This window comes from Haematobacter sp., assembly GCF_032102465.1.
GTDB lineage: Bacteria > Pseudomonadota > Alphaproteobacteria > Rhodobacterales > Rhodobacteraceae > Haematobacter.
Genome location: NZ_DAMDHB010000002.1, coordinates 68,638 through 91,156, shown reverse-complemented (window position 1 = coordinate 91,156; position 22,519 = coordinate 68,638). Strand labels below are relative to the sequence as shown.

Sequence of the window (22,519 nt, the reverse complement as noted above, 5' to 3'; positions counted from 1 at the left end):
TGCCATGAGGTTCAATACGAAAACTGCCACGCTGTCGGTGATGATCGCGCTCGTTGCATTGTCGCCGCTGCTGTTTCCCTCCAGCTTCTACTACCGGGTGGGGGAACTGGTGTTCGTGAACGCTATCGCCGTGACGGGCATCGTCATCCTGATCGGCTATGCCGGGCAGATCAGCCTTGGACATGCCGGCTTCGCCGGGATCGGCGCCTATGCCTGTGCGCTGGCACCAGTACATCTGGGGTTGTCACCCGCACTTTCCATACTTCTGGGCGCGGCGGTTTCCGCTGCTCTCGCCTACCTGGTGGGACGCCCGATCCTGCGGCTGAAGGGCTACTATCTGGGGGTCGCCACGCTGGGCTTCGGCATTCTCGTCTCCATGGTGCTGAACAATGAGCGCGCGCTTACCGGCGGGCCGGATGGGATGGCAGTGCCGGAACTCGGCCTCCGGGCTATGCTGAAGGGCATGGGGCTCGACCTGTCGAATGGCGAGTTCTGGTATTTCTTCTGCGGCATTTGCATGATCCTCGGCGCGTGGCTGGCGCTCAATCTGCATGACAGCCCCACGGGGCGGGCGTTGCGGGCGCTCCATGGATCGGAGGTCGCGGCGAGCACCGTTGGGATCGACGTCTCGCGGATGAAGCTCAAGGCCTTCGTGATTTCTGCGGTCTATGCCTCCGTTTCCGGTTCGCTTCTGGCGCTCCAGAACAAGTTCATCACTCCTGATGTCGCAGGTTTCATGCACTCGATAGAGATGGTGACGATGGCGGTCCTTGGCGGCGTCGGTTCGGTTCTGGGCGCGATTTTCGGTACCGCGCTTCTGACGGTGCTGCCGCAGGTGCTGACGGTGTTTGCCGAATACGAGCAGATGGTTCTGGGGCTGGTCATGGTTCTGGTGATGATCTTCCTGCCGCAGGGGTTGCTGCCCTCCCTCCTGCGCAAGCTGCGGAGGAACAGGGAATGATGCGCGACGGTAATCCGCTTCTCTCGGTGGAGGGGCTGGGCATCGCCTTTGGCGGGCTGAAAGCTGTAAACGACGTGAGTTTTTCCGTCCGCTCCGGAGAAATCGCCTCTGTCATCGGACCGAACGGGGCGGGCAAGACCACGCTGTTCAACATGATATCGGGCCTTTACCAGCCGGGTTCGGGGCGGGTCATGTTGGCGGGTGAGGATGTAACCGGCTTCGCGCCGCATCAGCTCGCGCGCCGCGGAATGAGCCGGACCTTCCAGAACCTGCAGATTTTCCAGTCGATGACCGTGCTGGAAAATGCGGTGACCGGCTATCACCTGCGGGAGAGGGGAACAGTGCTCGCGGATATGCTGGCGCTCCCCGCCGCACGTCGCCGCGCGCGGGAGGCGGAGGAAGGTGCGATGGCCCTGCTCGCACGCGTCGGTCTCGACCGCGCGGCGGGGAGAGAGGCGGGCAGCCTGTCCTACGGCTCGCTCAAACGGTTGGAGATTGCCCGCGCCCTCGCATTGGAGCCCAAGATCCTGCTGCTCGACGAACCCGCGGCCGGATGCAATGCCGTGGAGACGGAGGAGATCGACCACCTCATCGCCGCTGTGGCCGCATCAGGAGTCGCCATATTGCTGGTCGAACACGACATGAAGATGGTGATGCGGATCTCCAGCCATATCGTCGTGCTGGACCATGGCGAAAAGATCGCCGAGGGCGATCCGGCCACGGTCAGCCGCAATCCTGCGGTGATCGCCGCCTATCTGGGGGCCGAACATGCTGAAGGTTGACGGGCTGCGCTCCCGCTACGGGCGGATCGAGGTGCTTCATGGCGTGAACCTCCACGTTGATGCGGGTGAAATCGTGACGGTGGTTGGCGCGAATGGCGCGGGCAAGACGACCCTGCTGCGATGCCTTTCCGGTGTGCAGCCCGTGACCGCGGGTTCGATCATTTTCCGGGGGGAGGAGATCACCGCCGTACCCGCGTACCGGCGGCCCGCGCGGGGGCTGACCCAATCGCCGGAGGGGCGGCAGATCTTCACCAACCTCACGGTGGAGGAGAACCTGCGGCTCGGTGCCTATCTCTATTCGGACGAGCAGGTGGAGAAGGACATGCAGGATGCATTCGGCATGTTCCCGATCCTGCGCGAGAAGCGCAATCTGGCCGCTGGCGGCCTGTCGGGCGGTCAGCAGCAGATGCTCGCCATGGCCCGCGCGCTGATGGGACGTCCGGCCTGCCTGCTGCTGGATGAGCCGTCGATGGGATTGGCTCCGATCATCGTGCAACAGATCTTCGAGGTAGTGAAGGGGCTGAAGGACAGGGGCGTCACGGTGCTTCTGGTAGAGCAGAACGCCTTCGGCGCCCTGAAGATCGCGGATCGGGGTTATGTGATGGAAACGGGCGGTATCACCATTTCGGGTCCGGCGGAGGCGCTGATCGAGGACCCGCGGATACGCGAGGCATATCTCGGCATCTGAGCTAGCTAGCCGACGGGTTCCATCAGCACGGGCACGACGATCTGTCCTTTGGCCTGCGGTGCTTTCGCCCGGTCATCGAGCAGGGCGAACAGCGCCGTCAGCATGGCGGGCACGTCCTGACGCACCATGCCGACGTTGCCCGTCAGCAGAGCGGCGAAGGGATCCCAGTCGAAACAGCCGAAAAGACAGGCCTCGGGATCAAGCCGCCGCCTTTTCAGCCACCGCACGACCCCTTCCAGCGCGATGGTGGAATTGACGAAGATACCGTCCGCCAGTGGACCTTCCAGCGCGTCGAGAGCATGCTCCACCTTGTCGGCAGCATAACCGCAGGGAAGGATATGCGCCTCCTGCAAGGGGATTCCAGCCGCCTCATGCGCGGCGCGAAACCCCCGGATCCGTTCGAGCGTATTGTGGTCGGTCCGCCTGCCACCCAGAAACATCAACGGCTTTCTGCGCCCGAAGGCCGTCTCCGTGCGCGTCAGGATGAGGTGTGACAGATCGCGCGCACCGCCGAAATTGTCCGAAACCACCGAGGGCGCCGCCCGTCCGGGCAGGTCGAGATTGAGCGTGCGCACCCCGGAAGCAGCGCAGAGCTCGGCGATCCGGTCAGGATCGGTGGCCCCGGTCGCGACGAGACAATCCACCTGGTAGGACAACAATTCCCGCGCGGCCTCCAGCTCCAGTTCCGGGTCGCGCTGGGTGCAGGTGATGACGGGAAACAGCCCCCGCTCCCGTGCGCCGGCCTCGAATTGTTCGGCAATCGCCCCGAAATAGCGGTTGTCGTATTTCGGGACGATCATGCCCACGATGCCCGAGCGGGCGGACCGGAGCGCGCTGGCCTGCCGGTTCACCGCATAGCCCTGCTCCTCCGCGACGCGGTTGATCCGGTCGGCCAGTCCCGCGCTGATCCGCCGCTTCTTCCAGCTGCCGTTGAGCACGGCGCTCACCGCACTCGGCGAGGTGCCAGCGAGCGAGGCGAGATCATAGATCGTGGGCCGCCGTCGCTGGACCGTTTCTTCCGCGGGGAGGCTGTCGCCCTCTGCTCCCTTCATCGACGGTCTCCACTTGCTCTGCGCTGGATGCTCTTGACATTCTGCATCATGTTTTTCAATCATGCTACACCGATTGAGCGGATTTGCACAATCGGTGTAGCTGGGAGAATCGGGCGCGTGGTCAATACGCGACGCCCGGACGGCTACGACATCTCGCTGGGAGGAAAGAGATGACATCCACACGTTTTTCCGGCGCATTCGCTCCGCGTCTTGCGGCAGGCGTCGCCATGAGCCTTACGGTTGCCACGCTGGGCACGGCTGGCCTAGCACAGGACAATGCGACCGTTGCTTTCCTGATGCCGGATCAGGCCTCAACCCGCTATGAGCAACACGACTTCCCCGGCTTCAAAGCGGCGATGGCGAAGCTCTGTGCGGGCTGCACGGTGATCTACCAGAACGCCAACGGCAACGCGGCGCTTCAGCAGCAGCAGTTCAACTCGGTGATCACGCAAGGCGCGAAAGTCATCGTGCTGGACCCGGTAGACAGCGCCGCCGCCGCTGCGCTGGTGGAAATTGCACAGTCCCAGGACGTCAAGGTCATCGCCTATGACCGCCCGATCCCGGACAAGCCCGCCGACTATTACGTCTCCTTCGACAACAAGGCGATTGGGCAGGCAATCGCGCAGTCGCTCGTTGACCATATGAAAGCGGCGGGCGTGCCGTCGGGCGCCGGGGTGCTTCAGATCAACGGGTCTCCCACCGACGCGGCGGCGGGTCTGATCCGCGACGGTATTCATGCAGCGCTGCAGGCATCGGACTACAAGACGCTTTCCGAATTCGATACGCCCGAATGGGCGCCTCCCAAGGCGCAGGAATGGGCTGCGGGCCAGATCACCCGCTTCGGCGCCGACATCAAGGGTGTCGTCGCGGCGAATGACGGCACGGCGGGCGGCGCCATCGCGGCCTTCAAGGCCGCCGGGGTGAACCCTGTCCCCCCCGTCACCGGCAATGACGCGACGATCGCGGCGTTGCAGCTCATCATCGCCGGAGATCAATACAATACCATCTCCAAACCGTCGGAGGTCGTCGCGGCGGCTGCAGCGGAGGTCGTCGCCGCTTTTCTGAAAGGTGAGAAGCCGGAGGCGAAGGCCACCCTTTACGACACGCCCTCGCGGCTTTTCGTTCCGGCCGTGGTGACCGCGGAGAACATCAAGGCAGAGATTTTCGACAAGGGTATCCAGAAGGCCTCAGAGGTCTGCACCGGCGAATATGCCGCGGCCTGCGTGAAGCTCGGTATCCAGTGATGGCGCGCCCCCCTTCCCGCCGTGACGGGAAGGGGGGCGGTTACAAGGAAGGGTGACCCCATATGACAGCGGAGCAAGTCGGCGCCAGCGCGGCAGCCGCGCCCGAAAGCGTCAGGAGTATTCCCGGAGACACGACCGAAACGCCTATCCTGCGGCTCAAGGGGATTTCCAAGCAGTTCGGCGCGGTTTCTGCGCTCACCGACATTTCGCTCGACGTGCGGGCGGGAGAGGTGGTGGCGCTGGTCGGTGACAACGGCGCGGGAAAATCGACGTTGGTCAAGGTGCTGGCCGGCGTCCATCAACCCAGTTCGGGCACCATAGAGTTCATGGGCAAGCCGGTCACGCTCGACAACCCGCGCAAGGCGCTGGAGATGGGCATCGCCACCGTTTTTCAGGATCTCGCGCTATGCGAGAACCTCGATGTGGTGGCGAACCTTTTCCTCGGGCAGGAGCTGTCCCCCCTCCGGCTCGATGAGGTGGCCATGGAGGTGCGCGCCTGGACGCTGCTGAGCGAACTGGCCGCGCGGATCCCTTCGGTCCGGGAGCCCATCGCCTCGCTTTCCGGCGGGCAGCGGCAGACGGTGGCCATCGCGCGCTCGCTCCTGCTCGACCCGCGCATCATCATGCTCGATGAACCGACCGCAGCGCTTGGCGTCGCGCAGACGGCCGAGGTGCTGAACCTGATAGAGCGGGTGCGGGACCGGGGCCTTGGCGTCATCATCATCAGCCATAACATGGAAGACGTGCGCGCCGTGGCCGATCGCATCGCCGTGCTGAGGCTCGGGCGGAACAGCGGCACCTTTGATGCCGATGTGCCGCATGCGGAACTGATCGCCGCAATCACCGGAGCGACGGAGAATGCCGTCTCTCGCCGACGCGCCCGCAAGGAGCAGGAACTTCAGCAATGACCCTTCCCGACCGCAAGGCCGATGCCGCACGTCTTGACCGCTCCGACAGCCGTCTGCGCCGGGACGAGGGGCTGGGTGGCGCATTCACCGGCTTCATCGACCGGGTGCGCTCAGGTGATCTCGGCATGCTGCCGGTCATTGTCGGTCTGATCGTGATCTCGGCCGTGTTCAGCGTGCTGAACCCGGTATTTCTGGCGCCCAACAACCTCGTGAACCTGCTCTTCGACTGTGCGACGGTCGGGTTTATTTCGCTCGGTATCGTGGCGGTCCTGATGCTGGGGCAGATCGACCTGTCGGTGGGATCAATGAGCGGGCTGGCCTCCGCCATTGTCGGCGTCCTCTGGGTGAACATGGGTGTCGCGCTGCCGCTCGCCATTCTGGCGGCGCTGGTCTTCGGGGCGCTGGTGGGTCTGGTCTATGGCGTGTTGCTCAACCGGTTCGGGATGCCGAGCTTCGTCTCCACCCTCTCCGGGCTGCTGGCGCTCTTGGGGTTGCAGCTCTACATTCTGGGGCCGAGCGGGTCGATCAACCTGCCCTATGCGTCACCGCTGGTGCGCTTCGGCCAGATCCTTGTGATGCCGGACTGGCTTTCCTACATTCTGGCTGCGCTTCCGGGTGCGGCAATGCTTCTGCTCGGCCTCAGGACGATGCAGCGGCGCGCGGCGGCCAATCTCTCCTATCCCGGCCTCAGCGTGCTGATCCTCAAGGCTGCGGCGCTGACGATCGGGATCGAATTCGCAGTATGGTATCTCAATCAGGGGCGCGGCATCCCCTACATGTTCGTGCTGTTCGTCGCTCTCGTCGTGGTGATGGATTATGCGCTCACCCGGACGAAATGGGGCCGGTCCATGTTCGCGACAGGGGGCAATTCGGAAGCCGCGCGGCGGGCGGGCATCGATGTGCGGCGGATCACCATTTCCGCTTTCGTGCTCTGCTCCACGCTGGCGGCGCTGGGGGGTGTGCTTTCCGCCGCGCGGCTCGCCTCGGCAAGCCAGCAGGCGGGCACGGGCGACGTCAACCTGAACGCCATCGCGGCGGCGGTGATCGGGGGCACGTCGCTCTTCGGCGGACGGGGGAGTGCCTATTCGGCCCTTCTGGGGATCATTGTCATTCAGGCCATCTCCAACGGTCTGACGCTTCTCAACCTCAGCTCTTCGCTCCGTTACATGATCACGGGCGGGGTGCTGGCCATCGCGGTTATCGTGGACAGTCTCGCGCGGCAGTCGCGCGTCAGCCACGGCCGCGCATAAAAGGACGAAAACATGGCGGAACCGCTTAGCGGCAAGGTGGCCGCAATCACCGGTGCGGCCTCTGGCATCGGGCTGGAATGCGCCCGGACGCTGGTGACCGAAGGGGCGACCGTGGTGCTGATCGACCGGGCGGAGGAGCGGCTGAAGGCGCTCTGCGCCGAGATCGGGCCAGCAGCACTGCCGCTTACCGTCGATCTGCAGGACGGTCCGCAGGTCTCGGGCCTTCTCCCGCGCATCCTCGACCTTGCGGGATCGCTCGACATCTTTCACGCCAATGCCGGGGCCTATATCGGCGGTCCGGTGGCCGAGGGCGACCCGGATGCCTGGGACCGGATGCTGAACCTCAACATCAACGCCGCCTTCCGGTCTGTCCACGCGGTTCTGCCGTATATGATCGAGCGGAAGACCGGTGACATCCTCTTTACGTCTTCCGTCGCCGGCGTTGTGCCGGTGGTGTGGGAGCCCATCTACACTGCCTCCAAATTCGCCGTTCAGGCGTTCGTCCACACGACCCGCCGTCAGGTTGCCCCCCATGGGGTCCGCGTCGGTGCCGTTCTGCCCGGCCCGGTCGTCACCGCCCTTCTGGATGACTGGCCGAAGGCGAAGATGGAGGAGGCACTGGCCAACGGCTCCCTCATGCAGCCCAGTGAAGTGGCGGAGGCAGTGGTCTTCATGCTCACACGCCCGCGGGGTGTGGTGGTGCGCGATCTCGTCATTCTGCCCAACAGCGTGGATCTCTGAGATGCAGGCGGTTCTGGGCATCGATGTCGGCACGGGCAGCGCGCGGGCCGGACTTTTCGACCTTTCGGGGCAGGCACTGGCTTCGGCGAGCCACCCCATCCGGCTGTGGCGGGAGCCGGGCGGTATCGTTGAGCAGTCGAGCGCCGATATCTGGTCTGCTGTGTGCCATGCGGTGCGGGAGGCGATGGCGCGCGCCGCTCTTGGACCGGAGGATGTGCTGGGCGTCGGGTTCGACGCCACATGCTCGCTCGTCGTTCTGGGCGAAGGCGGCGTCCCCCTGCCCGTCGGCCCCTCGGAAGACCCCGCCCGCGACATCATCGTCTGGATGGATCACCGCGCCGTCGGACAGGCCGAGCGCATCAATGCCCAAGGCCATCCGGTGCTCGCCTATGTCGGCGGCCGCATCTCGCCGGAGATGGAAACGCCGAAACTCCTGTGGCTGCGGGAGAACCGGCCGGAGGTGTTCGACGCCGCGTGGGGGTTCTTCGATCTGGCGGATTTTCTCACATGGCGCGCGACGGGGGATATTGCCCGCTCAACCTGCACGGTCACTTGCAAATGGACCTACCTCGCGCACGAAGGCCGCTGGGATGCGAGCTATTTCCGCCAGATCGGATTGGGCCAACTGGCCGATGAGCAGTTTGCCCGTATCGGCACCCGGATCGTCGAACCGGGCACGCCGCTTGGCGAGGGGCTGACAGAGAGGGCTGCGTCGGAACTCGGCCTTCTTCCCGGTACGCCGGTGGGCGCGGGCCTGATCGACGCGCATGCGGGGGGCATAGGCACCGTCGGGGCCGAGGGCGATCCCGTGGCCAATCTCGCCTATGTGTTCGGCACTTCCTCCTGCACCATGACGACCACGGCGGAACCCGTTTTCGTCCCCGGTGTCTGGGGCCCGTACTTTTCCGCGATGGTGCCCGGCATGTGGCTGAACGAGGGCGGGCAGTCAGCCGCGGGCGCCGCAATCGAACAGCTCATCGCTTCCCACCCCGCCACGCAGGAAGCAGCCGAAATGGCGCGGGCGGAGGGAGAAAGCCTGCCCGCGTTCCTTGCTACACGGGCTGCGTACCGGGCGTCCTCCCTCCCCGAGGCGGTGCTGCTGGCGGACGGGCTTCATGTGGTGCCGGAGTTCCTCGGAAACCGCGCGCCCTTCGCCGACCCCCATGCCCGCGCCGTCATCGCCGGGCTGGGCATGGAGCGGGATATCGACAGCCTCGCTGCGCTCTATGTCGCGGGGCTTTGCGGTATCGGCTACGGATTGCGGCAGATCGTCGAGACGCAGGAGCAGGCCGGCGCGCATGTGGAGCGGATCATGATCTCCGGCGGCGCCGGTCAACTGCCGCTCGTGCGCCAGCTTCTTGCCGATACGACGGGCCTGCCGGTGCTTTCGGCGAAATCCGACGAACCGGTGCTGCTCGGCTCCGCCATCCTTGGTGCCATGGCCGGCGGTCTGGTCACCGACATGCGGGACGGCATGTCGCGGCTTTCCTCTGCCGGAGAGACGGTCTGGCCAGCGCGCGGCGATATCGCGACGCTTCACACCAGGCGATACACCGCTTTTCGTGCGCTTCAGGACGTGGCTCGCAGTCTCCGGTCGATCACGCAGGGATAAGGGCCGTATCACTCCTGCTCTATGTGCTTGGCGAGAAGCCGTTGCCCTTCCGGCGGATTTTGTTATCTGTCTTTCTGATAACAGCGGCTGAATGATACGTGCTCACGCTCAAACACTACGAACTTCTCGTCGTTCTGGCAGAGGAACTGCACTTTGGTCACGCGGCGGTGCGGCTGAACATCTCGCAGCCGCAGCTCACGCTTCAACTACAGCAGATGGAAGAGGTCGTCGGCGCCGTGCTGTTCGATCGGAACCGGCGACGGGTGCGCATCGCGCCGGCCGGTGCGCTGATCCTGCCCGAAGCGCGCGCCGTTCTGCGACAGGCCCGGCGGGCGGAAGACATCGCGCTTCGCGCCGGGCGCGGCATGATGGGGGAACTGGCGCTTGGCTATATCGGCGCGGCGGCCTTCAACGGCGTGCTGACGCAGCTTGTCCGTGACTACCGCGCGCGGGCGCCCGAAACGGTGCTGACACTGCGCCTCATGGACCTCGACCAGCAGATACCGGAGATCGCCGCGGGAAATCTGGATGCGGGGATCGTGCGGTTGCCCTATCCCGACATGCCGGAAAATGTGGCCAGCAGGACGCTCTGCGAGGAGAGCCTGTGGATTGCCCTGCCCTCCGACCACCCCCTCGCGGTGGAAAAACTCGTCGCGCTGGCCGCGTTGTCGCGCGACCCTTTCGTCGCCACGCATCTTCCGCCGCAGACGGGCTTTTCGGCGGCGATGCACGCGGCTTGCGCTGTGGCGGGGATCACGCCGAACATCGTGCAACGCTCGCCGCAGTTTGCCTCCATCGTAAGCCTTGTGGCGGCGGGGTTGGGCGTGGCCATCGTGCCCGAAGCCATCCGCAACATCCAAATGAGCGGGGTCGTTTACCGCCCGCTGACGGAGACCGGCGTTACCGCCAATATCTCGCTCGTCTATCGTGCGGACAGCGAAAGCCGCCCGCTGCACCTGCTCCTGTCCTGTCTGGACGGGAGCGATCCCGCTGAAGGAGACTGATTTGCGCCAAGAGATCTTCACCGCTGTCGATGGCATCCACCACGGCTGGCGCGCCCCGCAGGGCGACGCGCCGACGGTCGTCTTTGCGAATTCGCTTGGCACCGATCTGCGCGTCTGGGACCGGGTCGTGGCCCTGCTTCCGGAAAGCTGGGGCCTGTTGCGGCAGGACAAGCGCGGCCACGGGCTGAGCGTGGCGCGCCCTGTGCTGACCATCGAGACGATGGCGGATGATACTGAAGCGTTGCTCGACCACTATGACATCCGGCGCTTCGCGGGCGTCGGTCTGTCGGTCGGAGGGCTGATCATGCAGCGGCTCGCCCTCCGGCGGGCGGAGGGCATGAGCCATCTCGTGTTGTCGGACACCGCGGCGAAAATCGGCTCACCGGAAATCTGGAATCCCCGGATCGAAGCGGTGCGGAGCAATGGTATCGCCTCCATCAGCGCCGCGATCCTGCAACGCTGGTTCGCTCCCGGCTATGAGACGACCGAGGATTTCGCCATGTGGCGGACCATGCTGGAGCGGACACCCGCCGAGGGCTATGCGCAGGTCTGCGAGGCGATCCGGGATGCCGACTACACCGCCGATCTCGCGCATATCGCCCAGCCCACGCTGGTGATCGCCGGGGCGGATGACGCCTCAACACCGCCTGCCCTGGTCAAGGCGACGGCAGCGGGCATCCGGAACGCGACCTATGTGGAAATCGCTCGCGCCGGACATCTGCCCTGCGTTGAGCAGCCTGCCGAAGTCGCCGCCTTGCTGGGAAAGCACCTGGCCTGAGGAAAAGGGGCCCCCGCGGCCCCTTTCACCTAACCGACGGTCACACCGCCACAGACGAACAGGGTCTGCCCGGTGACGAACCCCGCCTCCGGCGCACAGAAGAAGGAGACGGCGTTTGCCACATCCTCCCCCGTGCCGATACGGCGGACCGGGATATGATTGATGATCTCCTGCGTTCGCGGCGCGTCGGGGGGATTGTTCCGCCAGAAGGCGTCGGTGCCGATCGGGCCCGGAGCAACACAGTTGACGGTGATGCCATGCGGGCCGAGCTCCAGCGCCCATGTCCGCGCCATGGACTGTGCCGCCCCCTTGGTCGCGGAATAGAGCGTGCGCAGCTCCTTGCCCAGCGTCACACGGCTTGTGTTCATCACGATGCGCCCGCCGCCCGCCGCTTTCATCCCCGGAAGGAACGCCTGCGCGCAGACGATGGAGGGGCGCAGGTTGATGTCCATCAGCCGCCCCATATCCTCTGCCTGCACCGCTTCCAACGGGGCGGGCATGACCACCCCCACGTTGTTGACAAGGCAGGTGACGGCAAAGCGGCTCGCGATATCCGCGGCCGCCGAACGGGCCGCGTCCAGATCGGAAAGGTCCACCCGAACGAAGGCATCGACGGCGGCTTCCGGCTCCGTGATGTCGAGGACGACGGTCTGAAAACCATCGCGCTTCAGCCTTGCGGTGATTGCCGCGCCGATGCCCCCGCTTCCGCCGGTTATGACGGCAGCACGGCGTTCGAACGCCGTCACAGATCCCCCTCCCGAACGGAGGAGGGATGCCGGCAGAGCGGGGTTACCGAGATATCCATGTAGGGATAGAGCGGCAGCGCCGTCAGCACCTCGTGCAGATGGGCATTGTCGCGGCAATCGAGGATGCTGACATTCGCATAGCTTCCGGCGACACGCCAGATATGCCGCCAGATGCCCTGCCGCTGCAGATCCTGCGAATAGGCCTTCTCTTTCGCCTTGATGCCAGCCACGGTGTCCTCCTCCATATCCTGGGGAATGTTCACCGTCATTTCGACCTGATAGAGCATGTCAGCCCTCCTGCAATGTGTTCCGTCCGTCGAGATAGGCCTTGCGCCAGCGGGTGACGAAGACGGTCTCGAACAGCCCGCCCCGAAAGAAGGGATCGGCGGCGATGAAGGCTTCTGCGGCGTCGCGGCTTTCCACATCCAGCAGATAGACCCCGCCGCTCGCAGCCTCTCCCGCGTCATCGAGCTTGGCTCCGCAGGCAAGGAGGAGAGCCTTGTTCTCCTCCAGATAGGCGAGGTGTTCCGGCCGGAGGCGGAGGCGCAGATCCCCCGCGCCCGGCCTGTCATAGGTTTCTACCATCCACGGCATCAGGCAGCTGCCCCCATTACACCCCAGATAGCGCAGGTGACGCCGAAGATCACACCGAGATAGAACAGGATCAGCACCATGTAGCCCATGATATCCTTGAGCTTCAGCCCGGAAATCGCCAGCGCGGGAAGAAGCCAGAAGGGTTGCACCATGTTGGTCCATTGATCACCGATCTGCACGGCGAGCGCTGTTGCGGGGATGGAAGCGCCAAGCTGATGCGCGGCTTCTGTCATCACCGGGCCCTGAATGACCCACTGCCCGCCGCCCGAGGGCACGAAGATGTTGATGAGCCCCGCCGAGATGAAGGACCACAATGGCAGCGTCTCTGCGCTGGAGAAGGACACGAACCAGTTGGAGAAGGTCACGACCAGCCCCGACCCGGCGAGAATTGCCAGAATACCGGCATAGAACGGATACTGGATGATGATGCCCCCCACGACGCGCACCCCGTCATTCACGGCGGCGAGAAAGCGGTTGGGCGTCACGAAGAGCGCGATCCCGAGGAACAGGAACAGCAGGTTCACGAAGTTCAGCGTGATGCCGCCTCCATCGAGCAGGTAGAGCACGGCGTAGATCAGACCGAACACTCCCATGCCGATGCCGATCACCGGGGAATTGTTGAGCCGATCGGCGAGGGTGTCGTATTTCTGCGGCTGATCCGATGTCTCGGACGCGGTGGGGGTGATGCGCTTCGCCTCGATGATCTTCTCGCCCGCTTTCGGATGCAGCATGGCATTGAACAGCGGCAGCGTGACGATGATGAGGAGGTTCATCACGATGAGATAGGGGGAAAAGATCGTCTCGCTGAGCGGGATCAGCCCGATCGAACTTTCAAGGAAATGGCCGGGCGTGTTGATGAGCAATGGCACCGAACCCGAAAGCCCCACGCCATAGACGGCAAAGCCGGAGTAACCGGCCGCGATCACCAGCGGGTAGTGCAGGCCCTTGACCTTCTGGCCCAGCTTCTGGGCAATCAGCGTGCCCAGCACCAGACCGAAACCCCAGTTGAGCCAGCTGCCGATTCCGCCGAAAAGCGTGGCGGCGATGACGGCTGCCTGAGGTGTGTGGATGCCGGCGACGACCCGATCCATCAGCCGGTCCACCAACGGTGTCTTGGCGAGGATGTAGCCCGCAAGCAGGATGACGGTCATCTGCATGGTGAACGCCAGAAGGTTCCAGAATCCGTCGCCCCAGTAGCGCGTGGCATCGACGAAATTCGTTCCCTCCCAGATCATCGCAAAGACGAGCGTCAGTCCGGTAAGGATGATCGCCACCACCAGCGGGTCCGGCATGTAGCGATTGACGATACGCGTGAAAAAGTTGGCGACTGCGGTCAATTTTCCCTCCTCCCAGGCACCGGATAGGGGCGCCAGGATTCTCCTATGATGCTCAAAGCTAATCAGTCATTGTCAGTTATGATGTCAACATATATGTTTGGGAAAGTTTCAGATGTCTTTCCGGGTGGAGGAAGCGATCCGGGGCGAGAGGGGTCATTCCCCTTGCGGTCGCGCTGCCAGATGGCCATCAGGGATCGTCAGACGGAGGAGTGACTATGCCGGAGTGGGTGAATCGACCGGAGAAATCCAACTGGGGGGATTTCGGGCCCGACGATCAGCTTGGAACGCTGAACTACATTACAGATGCGCGCCGGATGGAGGCCGCTGCGGAAATCCGTGAGGGGCGGGCGTATTGTCTGTCGCTGCCGCTGGATGTGCCGGGGCCGATTTCCCTCAACCCGCGCCGCAAACCGCCGCGCCTCGCCCCGACTTGTTCGGGCGAAACGCCCTATATCAATTTCCCCCTGAGCAATGTCGATCCGCTGCTTCAGGACGTGATCAGCGACGATCAGGTTCTGATGTCGATGCAGTTCTCTACCCAATGGGACTCGCTTGCACATGTCGGCGCGCTGTTCGACGCCGACGGGGATGGAGTGGCCGAGCGCTGCTACTACAATGGGCATCTTGCCGGGCGGGACATCCTGGGGCCGGAGGCACGGGGACCGAACACGTCCTTTGCGGAGCGGCTGTCGATCACGGAGATGGCAAAGACGCCGGTGCAGGGACGTGGCGTGCTGGTTGATCTCGTCCGCCACTTCGGCATGGACCGCACCGTCGTGGGTCGCGCCGCTCTCCACGACGCGATGCGGGCGCAGGGCGTGGTGATTCGTGAAGGTGACATTCTTCTGCTGCGGACCGGCTTTGCAGAGGCTCTCCTGGACATGCAGGCCAGCCCGGACCCGGCGCGGCTTGAGCGGACGGGCGCGGTTCTGGACGGTGCGGACGAGACACTGCACGACTGGATCACGGAAAGCCGCATCTCGGCCATCGCCGCCGACAATTACGCTGTCGAAGATGCCCATGCCGATCGCGAGGATTGCTGCCTGCGGCTGCCCCTCCACCATCACTGTCTGTTCAAGATCGGCCTGCCTCTGGCCGAACTGTGGTACCTGCGCGACCTGGCGGCCGCGCTGGAGGAGCGCGGGCGGCATGCGGTCTTTCTCACCGCGCCGCCGCTTTACATGCCCGGCGCGGTCGGCTCTCCTGTGACACCCGTCGCGACGATCTGACGGGACACCCCTCAGGCCGTGACGGGGGTCGCGGCCTGAAAGGTTTCGCGCATCCGCAACGGATCGGCCTCTTTTCCGGTGAACAATCGGAAGGCGCCGACCGCCTGAAACACCGCCATGCCGCTTCCATCCACGCTGCGGCAGCCTCGCTCTCGCGCGAGGGCCAGCAGCGGGGTGACGAGCGGAAAGTACACGACATCCGCGACCCAGTGCCGCGATGTGAGCAGGTCGGCGGGCAGCGGCAGGCCGGGATGCGCCGCCATCCCCATCGGCGTGGTGTTGATGAGCCCGTCCGCAGCCTCCATCGCCGCCGAGAGGTCGCTCACCACGTGGACATATGCGCGACCGGCGCTGGCGTTCATGCGAGCGGCCAGAGCCTCCGCCCGTCCGATGTCCATGTCGGAAAGAAGAAGCCGCTCCACGTTCATCGCCTGCGCCGCATAGGCGACCGCCGCGCCCGCGCCTCCGGCACCGAGTTGCAGGACAGTGGCGAGCGGTACATCGGGCAGCGTCTGCCGAAAGCCCTCAAGAAACCCCGACCAGTCGGTGTTGTGACCGACCCGCCCTCGCTCTCCGAACACCACTGTGTTGACCGCGCCAAGAGCAGAAGCATCCACAGACAGTTCGTTCAGCAGCGGCAGCACCGCCTGCTTGAACGGATGAGTGATGTTGAGACCGGCAAAACCCTGCGCCTCCGCCTCGGCGATGAGGCTCTCCAGCGAGGGGTTGGTTTGCGTCTCGACATCGATGAGATCGTAGCGGAGGCGGAAGCCCTGCGCGGCTGCCTCCGCCATATGCAGGCGGGGGGTGCGGGACTTCCCGATACCGGCGCCGATCAGCCCTACCCGGATCGGCGTGGTCATCGCGCTTCCCCCCCGATCATCTCTGCAATCGCGTGGACAGCATGGACGTAGCCGCGCGCGCCGAGCCCCGCCACGACGGCCGTTGCAACCGGAGAAACCAGCGACCGGTGATAGACCGCTTCGCGCCGGTGAATGTTGGAGATGTGGAATTCGATGATTGGACCGGAGAACATCTTCAGCGCATCCATCACCGGCACGGAAGTAAAGGTGAGCCCGGCGGGATTGATGATGATCCCCCGCCCACCCGTGTCGATCGCCTCATGAATCCAGTCGATGATCTCGTATTCGGCATTCGACTGATGGAACCGAAGGGGTGTGTCTCCGGCCGCCTGCCGCGCCCAGGTCTCCACTTCCGCCAATGTGGTGTGGCCATAGATCTCCGGCTCGCGCTTGCCGAGTCGGTTCAGGTTGGGTCCGTTCAGTATCCAGATGGTCATGAGAAGCTCTCAGTTCAGCCGGCGTAGCCCGCGAGACGCGGCAGCCACAGCACGAGGTCGGGGAAGAAGGTAATAAGCGCCAGGCAGAGCACCATCCACGCAAGGAAAGGCAGGCAATCGCGGATGATATCCTTCATGGGTGAGCCGGAGATGTTGGTCATGATGAACAGCAACAGGCCATAGGGCGGGGTTACCAACCCGAGCATGATGTTGACCACCACCACCACGCCGAAGTGGACAAGGTCGATCCCGAGCGCCTGCGCCGCGGGAATGAACACCGGCACGATGATGAGGAGGATCGCCGTCCCCTCCAGCACACAGCCCAGCAGCAGCAGGAGCACGTTGACCAGCAGCAGGAACTGCACGGGTGTCAGCTCCCACCCCGTCAGGACCGCGCGAAGGGTTTCGGGGATGTTTTCAACCGTCACTACGTAGTTGAACACCAGCGCGCCGCCGATCATCATGCCGATGGAGGCGGAGGTCTTGGCGCTGACCAATACGGCGTTGTAGCCCTCGCGCCAGCTCAGACTGCGGTAAAGGATCACGGAGATTAGCACCGCATAGGCGGCTGCGATCGCGGCGGCTTCGGTTGGCGTCGTCACACCTGTGTAGATACAGCCGAGCAGGATGACCGGCATCAGCAGCGTGGGAAGCGCCCGCCAGGTGACACGCGGCACCTCCCGAAGCGAAACGCGCGGCTCCACGGGGAAGTTGTGCCGCCTCGCATCCCAGGCGACCTGGAACATCTGCATTCCCGTCATCAGCAGGCCGGGCACCACACCCGCAAGGAACAGGTAGCCGATGGAGACATCGGAGACGAGCGCATAGACGACCATCGGAATGGACGGCGGCAGGATCGGCCCGATGACGGAGGTGACCGCGGTCAGTGCTGCCGCATAACTCGGCGTATAGCGGCCCTCCTTCGTCATCATGTTCTGCATCATGCGCCCCGATCCGGCGGCATCGGCGATGGCGGAACCCGACATGCCGGCAAAGATCAGGCTCTGCACGACGTTGATCTGCGCCAGCCCGCCACGCATATGGCCGACCAGCACGTTGCAGAACCGCAGCAGCCGCTCCGTCATGGAGCCGGAATTCATGATTTCCGCGGCAAGGATGAAAAGCGGCACGGCGAGGATGATGTAGTTCGAATACATCCCGTTCAGGAACTGCTCCGCGGCCGTGCCCATGTCCATCCCCGACATCCAGAGATAGAGAACGGAGCCGCAGATCATCGAAAGGCCGATCGGCAGGCCGAGCAGCGCCAGCGCCGTCATCATGGTGATGGCGAGGGAAAAGGGGCTTGCAAGGGTCATACGCCGGAACTCGCTGTCGTGGGATCATAGGCTTCCGGCGCCTGTCCGAAGACAGCCCTCCAGCCGATCCACAAATGACGGATGATCATGGCGATCACGAAGACGATGTAGATGGAATAGAGCCAGTCGAAGCGGAGCCGCAGATAGGCTGTCCGTTCCACCTTCATGAAGGTCACGTAATCCCAAGTCGCGGGAAGTGCCAGGAGGAAGATCGCGATCAGCGCCGTGCAGGTCGCCGCCGCCATCCAGCGCCGGGTTCTGTCCTTCGCCGCTCCGTATATCAGGTCGAACCGCATCTCCTCCCTGTCACGGATGACGAAGGAAGCCCCGAAAAGCACGAGCCAGATCCAGAGGATGACACTGGTTTCATGCGTCCAGCCCATCGGCATGTTGAGGACATATCGTGAAACGATCTGAATGAGAAAGACCACGAACATCGTCGCGAGCATCAAGACGAGGATGTCTTCGCAACGGCGCCGGAGCCAGGGAAGAAGCCGGGTCGGCATGGGCATTCTCCGATGAATGGAAATGGCGGCCCGGGGGCCGCCGGTCGCATCAGACTGCGGCGATCCGCTCGATCATGCCGGACGGCCATTCCTTGGCCAGATCGGACTCCAGATAGGCCTTCTGAACATGGCTGCGGAAGGCGGCCAGATCAGGCGCATAGACGTCGAGTCCCCTTTCCGCGAAGGACTTGGCAAGCTCCGTCTCCCGCGTGACGTGCTGCTCCGTGCTCCAGCCGATGGCATGATCGGCCGCCGTCTGAAACGCGGTGCGCTGTTCTTCCGTCAGCTTCTCCCAGAACCGGCCAGAGACGGTCAGAAGGTCGAAGGCGACCAGATGCGAGGTGAGGACGATCTGGTTCATCACCTCATAGAACTTCATGTTGTCCACGTTCGGCAGGGGATTGTCCTGCCCGTCGATCGCGCCGGTCTGAAGGCCGGTATAGACCTCCGCATAGGCCATGGGGGTCGGGTTCGCACCAAGCGCCTGCCCCAGGAATTGCCACGCCTCGCCCCCCGGCATGCGCAGCTTCACGCCGGCCATGTCGGCGGGTGTGGCGATCTTGCGGGTACCGCGAAGCCCGACTTGGCGCGTGCCATAGAAGGTGGGGCCAAGGATCTTGATGCCGAGCTGCCCTTCCGCCATCGCCTTCATCTCCGTCCCGACATCGGAGGCAAAGAAGCTGCGCAGGTGGCCGGCATCGCGGAACAGATAGCCGGAGGTCAGAATGGACCATGCCGGAACCTGGTTGGAGACATCCTGCGGCGCGATGTTCGACATCTCCAGATTGCCGCGCTGGAGGGCGACAAGCTCCGTCCCCTGCTTGAACAATGTTCCGCCGTAGAAGCCTTCGTATTTGAAGTCCGGTCCGATGCCTTCGGCAAACTGCTTCATCATTCCAGCCCGGATGTCCTGCTCCGAGAACACGGCGGAAAAACGAATGCGGCTTTGCTCGGCGGCGTGGCCGAGACGTGCAAGAAATGGCGTGGCAAGCATGGCCCCGCCGAGCGCGGCAAAGCCGCGCCGGGTCACTTCGGTCATGGTGTCCTCCCTTATGGCGAAACGCCCCCTCCGCGCTTCGTCCTGCGAACAAGGATGTCATCGGAAATTTCCGTTTTCAACTAGAGATTTTCATTTCATCTGATATTTTATGTTTTGACTGATGTTGCGGGAGGAACGGATGGGCACGGAAATCCGGGAAGAGACCGCGGGGGAAAGCGCCTATCGCCGCCTGCGGAGCGACATCATCTTCGGCAAGCTCGAGCCGGGACGGCGTCTCCGGCTGGAGCAATTGCGCGCGCGATACGATGTGAGCATAGCGACATTGCGCGAGATACTGACGCGGCTCGTGCCCGAGGGGCTGATTGTCGCGGAGAACCAGCGGGGGTTCGAAGTCGCGCCGATCTCCATCTCCGATCTGAGGGACATCGCGGAAATGCGTCTCCTGCTGGAGCGCCATGCGGTCGCCCAATCCTTTGCCAATGGTGATCTGGAGTGGGAGGCGTCGGTCGTGGCCGCGCATCACAAGCTCTCCCGCATGGAGGAGCGGATGTTGCAGGGGGATCATACCGTCAGCGAGACATGGAAACGATATGACCGCGAATTTCATGTGGCGCTGATTTCCGCATGCGGGTCTGCGGAGCTGCTGGTCACTCATGACCGAATATTCGACCGCTTCCTGCGCTATCAGGTGCTGCTGGTGATGTTCCGGGGCACGGTGGCGGCGGAGGAACATCACGCCCTGCTCCGTGCCGCGTTCGACAGGGACGTGCCGGCAGCGCAGGAGTTGCTTGCCCGGCATATCGGCGCCTGCATCGACTACACGGTTGAGCATGGCCTGCTGCGAGGAGATGCGGCATGACGGAAGACGTCCACCCCACGCTCTATGCGCGGCTCAGGTCCGACATCATCATGGGCAGGCTGGCACCGGGTCGGAAGCTCCGGCTGGAGACACTGCGGGAAACCTACGATGTGGGGACCAGCAGCCTTCGCGAATCGCTGACACGCCTTGCATCAGACGGTTTCGTGCTGGCGGAAGGGCAGCGCGGCTTTGAAGTAGCGCCGATTTCCCGCGCCGGTCTGCATGAAATTGCCGCGTTGCGACTGCTGCTGGAGGAACACGCCCTCGCCCGGTCCTTCGCTACGGGAGGGCTGGACTGGGAGGCCGCGGTGCTTTCCGCCCATCACAAGCTCGACGCGCATGAAGAACGGCTGGAAGCGGGGGATGCGGAGGACATCCCCGCTTGGCGCCGGAGCGACTGGGCCTTTCACCAGACGCTTATCTCCGCTTGCGGCTCGCGAGTGCTGATGCAGACGCACGCGGAGGTCTTCGACAAATATCTGCGCTACCAGATGATCGCATTGACCTTTCGCCCCGAAGTGTCCCGGCAGGAGCACAGGGCGCTGCGCGATGCGGCCTTGCGCCATGACAGCGCTGCGGCGGTTGCCATCCTCCGGGCACATATCAACGCGGGCGTGGCTCACGCCATGGACCACATGGAAGCGCTGACGCCATAATCGCAGCGGGACAAGACTGGAATGACCATGAAAACAGCCATTGCCACCGTTTCCATAGCGGGGATGCTTCCCGAAAAGCTGCGCGCCATCGCGAGCGCGGGTTTCGACGGGATCGAGATATTCGAGCAGGATTTCATCGCCTCCGATTTCAGCCCGCGAGAGGTTGGCCGCATGGTGCGCGATCACGGGTTGGAAATCATGCTGTTCCAGCCGTTCCGGGATTTTGAAACGCTCCCGGATCCGCTGCGGCGTCGCGCTTTTGCCAGGGCGGAGCGGAAATTCGACCTCATGGCGGAACTGGGCGTCGATCTGATGCTCGTCTGCTCCTCCGTTCATCCCGCCGCACTCGGTGGGGTGGACCGGGCCGCCAGCGACTTCCGTGCGCTTGGCGAAATCGCCGCAGCACGCGGTATCCGCGTTGGGTATGAGGCACTCTGCTGGGGTCGCTTCGTCCGGGACCATCGGGACGCGTGGGAGATCGTGCGCCGCGCCGACCATCCGAACATCGGGCTGATCCTCGACAGCTTCCACACCCTCGGCCCAAGAATAGACCCGGAAACGATCCGCGAGATACCGGGCGACCGCATTTTCTTCGTGCAACTGGCAGATGCTCCCCGGATAGAGATGGATCTGCTCTACTGGTCGCGTCACTTCCGCAACATGCCGGGCGAGGGCGATCTGGACGTCCCCGCCTTCATGCGCGCGGTGATGGCGACGGGCTATGCCGGTCCGATCAGTCTGGAGATTTTCAACGATCAGTTCCGCTCCGGCCTGCCCCGCCTTGTCGCCAATGACGGCAAGCGGAGCCTCATCGGGCTGATGGACGAGGTGAGCCGGGAAGAGCCCGATCTTCGTCTCTCCGGGCATAAGCAGCTTCCCCCTCCCATCCGCCCCGAAGGGGTCGAATATGTCGAGATGGCGACGGATGAGGCGACGCTCCCTGCCCTCGTCAGCTTTCTCACCAGTGCCGGTTTTTCTCAGGTCGGTCGGCACAGGTCGAAACCGGTCACGCGATGGCAGCAGGGCCGGGTGAATATCGTGCTCAACACCGGAAAAGAAGGGTTCAACTACAGCTCCTGGGTCACGCATGGTACCGCCGTGTCGGAGATCGGCATTCGCGTCCCGGACGCCGCAGACGCCGCCACCCGCGCCGTCGCCCTCATGGCGGAGCCGCATGGGGATCGGCTTTCGCCCGAAGACCCTGTCGTGCCCGCGGTCCGCGGCGTGGGCGGCACCGTTCTGCGCTTTGTCGATGACGGCCCCGAACTGCAAAGCCTATGGGAGCGGGAGTTCATCCCGACAGGCATCGCGCAGGGAAGCGGCATCACCCACACCGATCACATCGCCCAGACGATGGCCTATGAGGAAATGCTGAGCGCGTCTTTATTCTACAGCACATTGTTCGAGGCGGAGCGCATGCCCATGCTCGACGTCGTCGATCCGGACGGGCTGGTGCGCAGCCAGGCCATTCTCTCGGGCGCGCTACGCATCACGCTGAACGGTGCGGAAGCGCGGCGGACGCTGGCGAGGCGGTTCATCGACGACACGTTCGGCGCTTCGGTACAGCACATCGCCTTCGCATCCGACGACATCTTTGCAACAGCCGAGCAACTGGCGGAGCGGGGGTTCCCCTTTCTCGGCATCGGCGCGAATTACTATGCCGATCTGGCCGCCCGCTTCGACCTGAAGCCGGACTTCGTCGATCGGCTGCGACGCCTGAACATCATGTATGACGAGGATGGGCAGGGCTGCTTCTTCCAGTTCTACAGCACCGGTCAGGTGGGCGAGCTTTTCTTCGAGATCGTGCAGCGGCAGGGCGGCTATCAGGGCTACGGGGCGCCGAACGCACCGTTCCGCATCGCCGCGCAGAAGCGTCACCTGCGGCCGCTTGCCGTCCCGGAACTCTAAGACCACGTCGCCTGCCCGCCGAAAAGCTGCGGAACACGCCTGTCCGTT

Annotated in this window: 24 protein-coding genes; 14 read left to right on the top strand and 10 right to left on the bottom strand. The window is 64.0% G+C overall.

The genetic code is table 11. From position 1 onward, the window contains the following. Positions 1-4 precede the first annotated feature (4 nt). The 3 genes from RT513_RS02665 to RT513_RS02655 are packed head-to-tail and all read left to right on the top strand — an operon-like array spanning position 5 to position 2,431. Positions 5-961 (top strand): branched-chain amino acid ABC transporter permease, encoded by a 957-nt coding sequence (locus RT513_RS02665; protein WP_290689187.1) that lies wholly within the window; start codon positions 5-7, stop codon positions 959-961. Further along, positions 958-1,743 (top strand): ABC transporter ATP-binding protein, encoded by a 786-nt coding sequence (locus RT513_RS02660; RefSeq protein ID WP_290689189.1) that lies wholly within the window; start codon positions 958-960, stop codon positions 1,741-1,743. Before RT513_RS02665 ends, RT513_RS02660 begins: the two co-directional genes overlap by 4 nt. Continuing rightward, positions 1,730-2,431, top strand: coding sequence for an ABC transporter ATP-binding protein (locus RT513_RS02655; protein WP_290689191.1), 702 nt, complete (start codon positions 1,730-1,732; stop codon positions 2,429-2,431). Before RT513_RS02660 ends, RT513_RS02655 begins: the two co-directional genes overlap by 14 nt. 5 nt (positions 2,432-2,436) lie before the next feature. On the opposite strand, the gene RT513_RS02650 is transcribed toward RT513_RS02655, so the two are convergent. Continuing rightward, positions 2,437-3,483: a substrate-binding domain-containing protein gene (locus RT513_RS02650; RefSeq protein WP_290689193.1), complete on the bottom strand. Its 1,047-nt coding sequence runs from the start codon at positions 3,481-3,483 to the stop codon at positions 2,437-2,439. 170 nt (positions 3,484-3,653) lie between these two features. Here RT513_RS02650 and RT513_RS02645 point away from each other — a divergent pair, with 170 nt between their 5' ends. The 7 genes from RT513_RS02645 to pcaD all read left to right on the top strand — a co-directional run bounded on the left by RT513_RS02645 (position 3,654) and on the right by pcaD (position 11,020). Next, positions 3,654-4,727: a sugar ABC transporter substrate-binding protein gene (locus RT513_RS02645; protein WP_290689194.1), complete on the top strand. Its 1,074-nt coding sequence runs from the start codon at positions 3,654-3,656 to the stop codon at positions 4,725-4,727. A 62-nt stretch (positions 4,728-4,789) separates the two neighbouring features. Beyond that, entirely contained in the window at positions 4,790-5,635 is an 846-nt protein-coding gene (locus RT513_RS02640; protein ID WP_290689195.1) for an ATP-binding cassette domain-containing protein, read from the top strand. Beyond that, entirely contained in the window at positions 5,632-6,885 is a 1,254-nt protein-coding gene (locus RT513_RS02635; protein WP_290689196.1) for a sugar ABC transporter permease, read from the top strand. Before RT513_RS02640 ends, RT513_RS02635 begins: the two co-directional genes overlap by 4 nt. A 12-nt stretch (positions 6,886-6,897) precedes the next feature. Further along, complete coding sequence (locus tag RT513_RS02630; RefSeq protein ID WP_290689197.1) at positions 6,898-7,626, top strand: SDR family oxidoreductase; 729 nt, start codon at positions 6,898-6,900, stop codon at positions 7,624-7,626. A gap of 1 nt (position 7,627) precedes the next feature. Beyond that, the gene (locus RT513_RS02625) at positions 7,628-9,238 is read left to right on the top strand and encodes an FGGY-family carbohydrate kinase (RefSeq protein WP_290689198.1); all 1,611 of its coding nucleotides are present in this window, start codon (positions 7,628-7,630) and stop codon (positions 9,236-9,238) included. Between the two features lie 98 nt (positions 9,239-9,336). Continuing rightward, positions 9,337-10,242, top strand: a complete 906-nt coding sequence (locus tag RT513_RS02620; protein ID WP_290689199.1) for a LysR family transcriptional regulator — start codon at positions 9,337-9,339, stop codon at positions 10,240-10,242. Position 10,243: 1 nt separating this feature from the next. Beyond that, entirely contained in the window at positions 10,244-11,020 is a 777-nt protein-coding gene (pcaD, locus tag RT513_RS02615) for a 3-oxoadipate enol-lactonase (protein WP_256947237.1), read from the top strand. Between the two features lie 29 nt (positions 11,021-11,049). Here the strand turns inward: pcaD and RT513_RS02610 are convergent, their stop codons facing one another. From RT513_RS02610 to RT513_RS02595, 4 genes are read right to left on the bottom strand one after another with little or no spacing between them, the layout of a single operon-like run. Beyond that, complete coding sequence (locus tag RT513_RS02610) at positions 11,050-11,766, bottom strand: SDR family NAD(P)-dependent oxidoreductase (RefSeq protein ID WP_290689200.1); 717 nt, start codon at positions 11,764-11,766, stop codon at positions 11,050-11,052. Then, the gene (gene catC / locus RT513_RS02605; protein WP_290689201.1) at positions 11,763-12,053 is read right to left on the bottom strand and encodes a muconolactone Delta-isomerase; all 291 of its coding nucleotides are present in this window, start codon (positions 12,051-12,053) and stop codon (positions 11,763-11,765) included. The genes RT513_RS02610 and catC overlap by 4 nt, the downstream gene beginning before the upstream one ends. A gap of 1 nt (position 12,054) precedes the next feature. Then, positions 12,055-12,351 carry a YciI family protein gene (locus RT513_RS02600; protein WP_256947238.1) on the bottom strand — a complete coding sequence of 99 codons (297 nt, stop codon included), beginning with the start codon at positions 12,349-12,351 and terminating at the stop codon, positions 12,055-12,057. Positions 12,352-12,359: 8 nt separating this feature from the next. After that, entirely contained in the window at positions 12,360-13,697 is a 1,338-nt protein-coding gene (locus tag RT513_RS02595) for a short-chain fatty acid transporter (protein WP_290689204.1), read from the bottom strand. Positions 13,698-13,912: 215 nt separating this feature from the next. Here RT513_RS02595 and RT513_RS02590 point away from each other — a divergent pair, with 215 nt between their 5' ends. Then, positions 13,913-14,926, top strand: coding sequence for a cyclase family protein (locus RT513_RS02590; RefSeq protein WP_290689206.1), 1,014 nt, complete (start codon positions 13,913-13,915; stop codon positions 14,924-14,926). Between the two features lie 11 nt (positions 14,927-14,937). On the opposite strand, the gene RT513_RS02585 is transcribed toward RT513_RS02590, so the two are convergent. From RT513_RS02585 to dctP, 5 genes are read right to left on the bottom strand one after another with little or no spacing between them, the layout of a single operon-like run. Then, positions 14,938-15,789, bottom strand: a complete 852-nt coding sequence (locus tag RT513_RS02585; protein ID WP_290689208.1) for a shikimate dehydrogenase — start codon at positions 15,787-15,789, stop codon at positions 14,938-14,940. Further along, positions 15,786-16,226 (bottom strand): type II 3-dehydroquinate dehydratase, encoded by a 441-nt coding sequence (locus tag RT513_RS02580; RefSeq protein ID WP_290689210.1) that lies wholly within the window; start codon positions 16,224-16,226, stop codon positions 15,786-15,788. The genes RT513_RS02585 and RT513_RS02580 overlap by 4 nt, the downstream gene beginning before the upstream one ends. A gap of 14 nt (positions 16,227-16,240) precedes the next feature. Continuing rightward, the gene (locus tag RT513_RS02575) at positions 16,241-17,542 is read right to left on the bottom strand and encodes a TRAP transporter large permease (RefSeq protein WP_290689212.1); all 1,302 of its coding nucleotides are present in this window, start codon (positions 17,540-17,542) and stop codon (positions 16,241-16,243) included. Further along, complete coding sequence (locus RT513_RS02570) at positions 17,539-18,048, bottom strand: TRAP transporter small permease (RefSeq protein ID WP_088214416.1); 510 nt, start codon at positions 18,046-18,048, stop codon at positions 17,539-17,541. Before RT513_RS02570 ends, RT513_RS02575 begins: the two co-directional genes overlap by 4 nt. A 49-nt stretch (positions 18,049-18,097) precedes the next feature. Then, positions 18,098-19,087 carry a TRAP transporter substrate-binding protein DctP gene (gene dctP / locus RT513_RS02565; protein ID WP_088214417.1) on the bottom strand — a complete coding sequence of 330 codons (990 nt, stop codon included), beginning with the start codon at positions 19,085-19,087 and terminating at the stop codon, positions 18,098-18,100. A gap of 139 nt (positions 19,088-19,226) precedes the next feature. Between dctP and RT513_RS02560 the strand changes: the two genes are divergently transcribed. Genes RT513_RS02560 through RT513_RS02550 form a run of 3 tightly spaced genes read left to right on the top strand, consistent with a single transcriptional unit; the run spans position 19,227 to position 22,471 of the window. After that, the gene (locus tag RT513_RS02560) at positions 19,227-19,907 is read left to right on the top strand and encodes a GntR family transcriptional regulator (RefSeq protein WP_290689227.1); all 681 of its coding nucleotides are present in this window, start codon (positions 19,227-19,229) and stop codon (positions 19,905-19,907) included. Then, positions 19,904-20,563, top strand: coding sequence for a GntR family transcriptional regulator (locus RT513_RS02555; protein WP_290689229.1), 660 nt, complete (start codon positions 19,904-19,906; stop codon positions 20,561-20,563). Before RT513_RS02560 ends, RT513_RS02555 begins: the two co-directional genes overlap by 4 nt. A 27-nt stretch (positions 20,564-20,590) precedes the next feature. Next, complete coding sequence (locus RT513_RS02550; protein WP_088214533.1) at positions 20,591-22,471, top strand: bifunctional sugar phosphate isomerase/epimerase/4-hydroxyphenylpyruvate dioxygenase family protein; 1,881 nt, start codon at positions 20,591-20,593, stop codon at positions 22,469-22,471. Positions 22,472-22,519: the final 48 nt, after the last annotated feature.

Excerpts from the sequence above, each read along its gene's own strand:
- catC (WP_290689201.1), bottom strand. The coding sequence starts at position 12,053 with ATGCTCTATCAGGTCGAAATGACGGTGAACATTCCCCAGGATATGGAG.
- RT513_RS02660 (WP_290689189.1), top strand. The coding sequence starts at position 958 with ATGATGCGCGACGGTAATCCGCTTCTCTCGGTGGAGGGGCTGGGCATC.
- RT513_RS02585 (WP_290689208.1), bottom strand. The coding sequence starts at position 15,789 with ATGACCACGCCGATCCGGGTAGGGCTGATCGGCGCCGGTATCGGGAAG.
- RT513_RS02635 (WP_290689196.1), top strand. The coding sequence starts at position 5,632 with ATGACCCTTCCCGACCGCAAGGCCGATGCCGCACGTCTTGACCGCTCC.
- RT513_RS02625 (WP_290689198.1), top strand. The coding sequence starts at position 7,628 with ATGCAGGCGGTTCTGGGCATCGATGTCGGCACGGGCAGCGCGCGGGCC.
- RT513_RS02580 (WP_290689210.1), bottom strand. The coding sequence starts at position 16,226 with ATGACCATCTGGATACTGAACGGACCCAACCTGAACCGACTCGGCAAG.
- RT513_RS02665 (WP_290689187.1), top strand. The coding sequence starts at position 5 with ATGAGGTTCAATACGAAAACTGCCACGCTGTCGGTGATGATCGCGCTC.
- RT513_RS02645 (WP_290689194.1), top strand. The coding sequence starts at position 3,654 with ATGACATCCACACGTTTTTCCGGCGCATTCGCTCCGCGTCTTGCGGCA.
- RT513_RS02550 (WP_088214533.1), top strand. The coding sequence starts at position 20,591 with ATGAAAACAGCCATTGCCACCGTTTCCATAGCGGGGATGCTTCCCGAA.
- dctP (WP_088214417.1), bottom strand. The coding sequence starts at position 19,087 with ATGACCGAAGTGACCCGGCGCGGCTTTGCCGCGCTCGGCGGGGCCATG.
- RT513_RS02575 (WP_290689212.1), bottom strand. The coding sequence starts at position 17,542 with ATGACCCTTGCAAGCCCCTTTTCCCTCGCCATCACCATGATGACGGCG.
- RT513_RS02600 (WP_256947238.1), bottom strand. The coding sequence starts at position 12,351 with ATGGTAGAAACCTATGACAGGCCGGGCGCGGGGGATCTGCGCCTCCGC.
- RT513_RS02590 (WP_290689206.1), top strand. The coding sequence starts at position 13,913 with ATGCCGGAGTGGGTGAATCGACCGGAGAAATCCAACTGGGGGGATTTC.
- RT513_RS02655 (WP_290689191.1), top strand. The coding sequence starts at position 1,730 with ATGCTGAAGGTTGACGGGCTGCGCTCCCGCTACGGGCGGATCGAGGTG.
- RT513_RS02630 (WP_290689197.1), top strand. The coding sequence starts at position 6,898 with ATGGCGGAACCGCTTAGCGGCAAGGTGGCCGCAATCACCGGTGCGGCC.
- RT513_RS02560 (WP_290689227.1), top strand. The coding sequence starts at position 19,227 with ATGGGCACGGAAATCCGGGAAGAGACCGCGGGGGAAAGCGCCTATCGC.
- RT513_RS02650 (WP_290689193.1), bottom strand. The coding sequence starts at position 3,483 with ATGAAGGGAGCAGAGGGCGACAGCCTCCCCGCGGAAGAAACGGTCCAG.
- RT513_RS02570 (WP_088214416.1), bottom strand. The coding sequence starts at position 18,048 with ATGCCGACCCGGCTTCTTCCCTGGCTCCGGCGCCGTTGCGAAGACATC.
- RT513_RS02640 (WP_290689195.1), top strand. The coding sequence starts at position 4,790 with ATGACAGCGGAGCAAGTCGGCGCCAGCGCGGCAGCCGCGCCCGAAAGC.
- RT513_RS02555 (WP_290689229.1), top strand. The coding sequence starts at position 19,904 with ATGACGGAAGACGTCCACCCCACGCTCTATGCGCGGCTCAGGTCCGAC.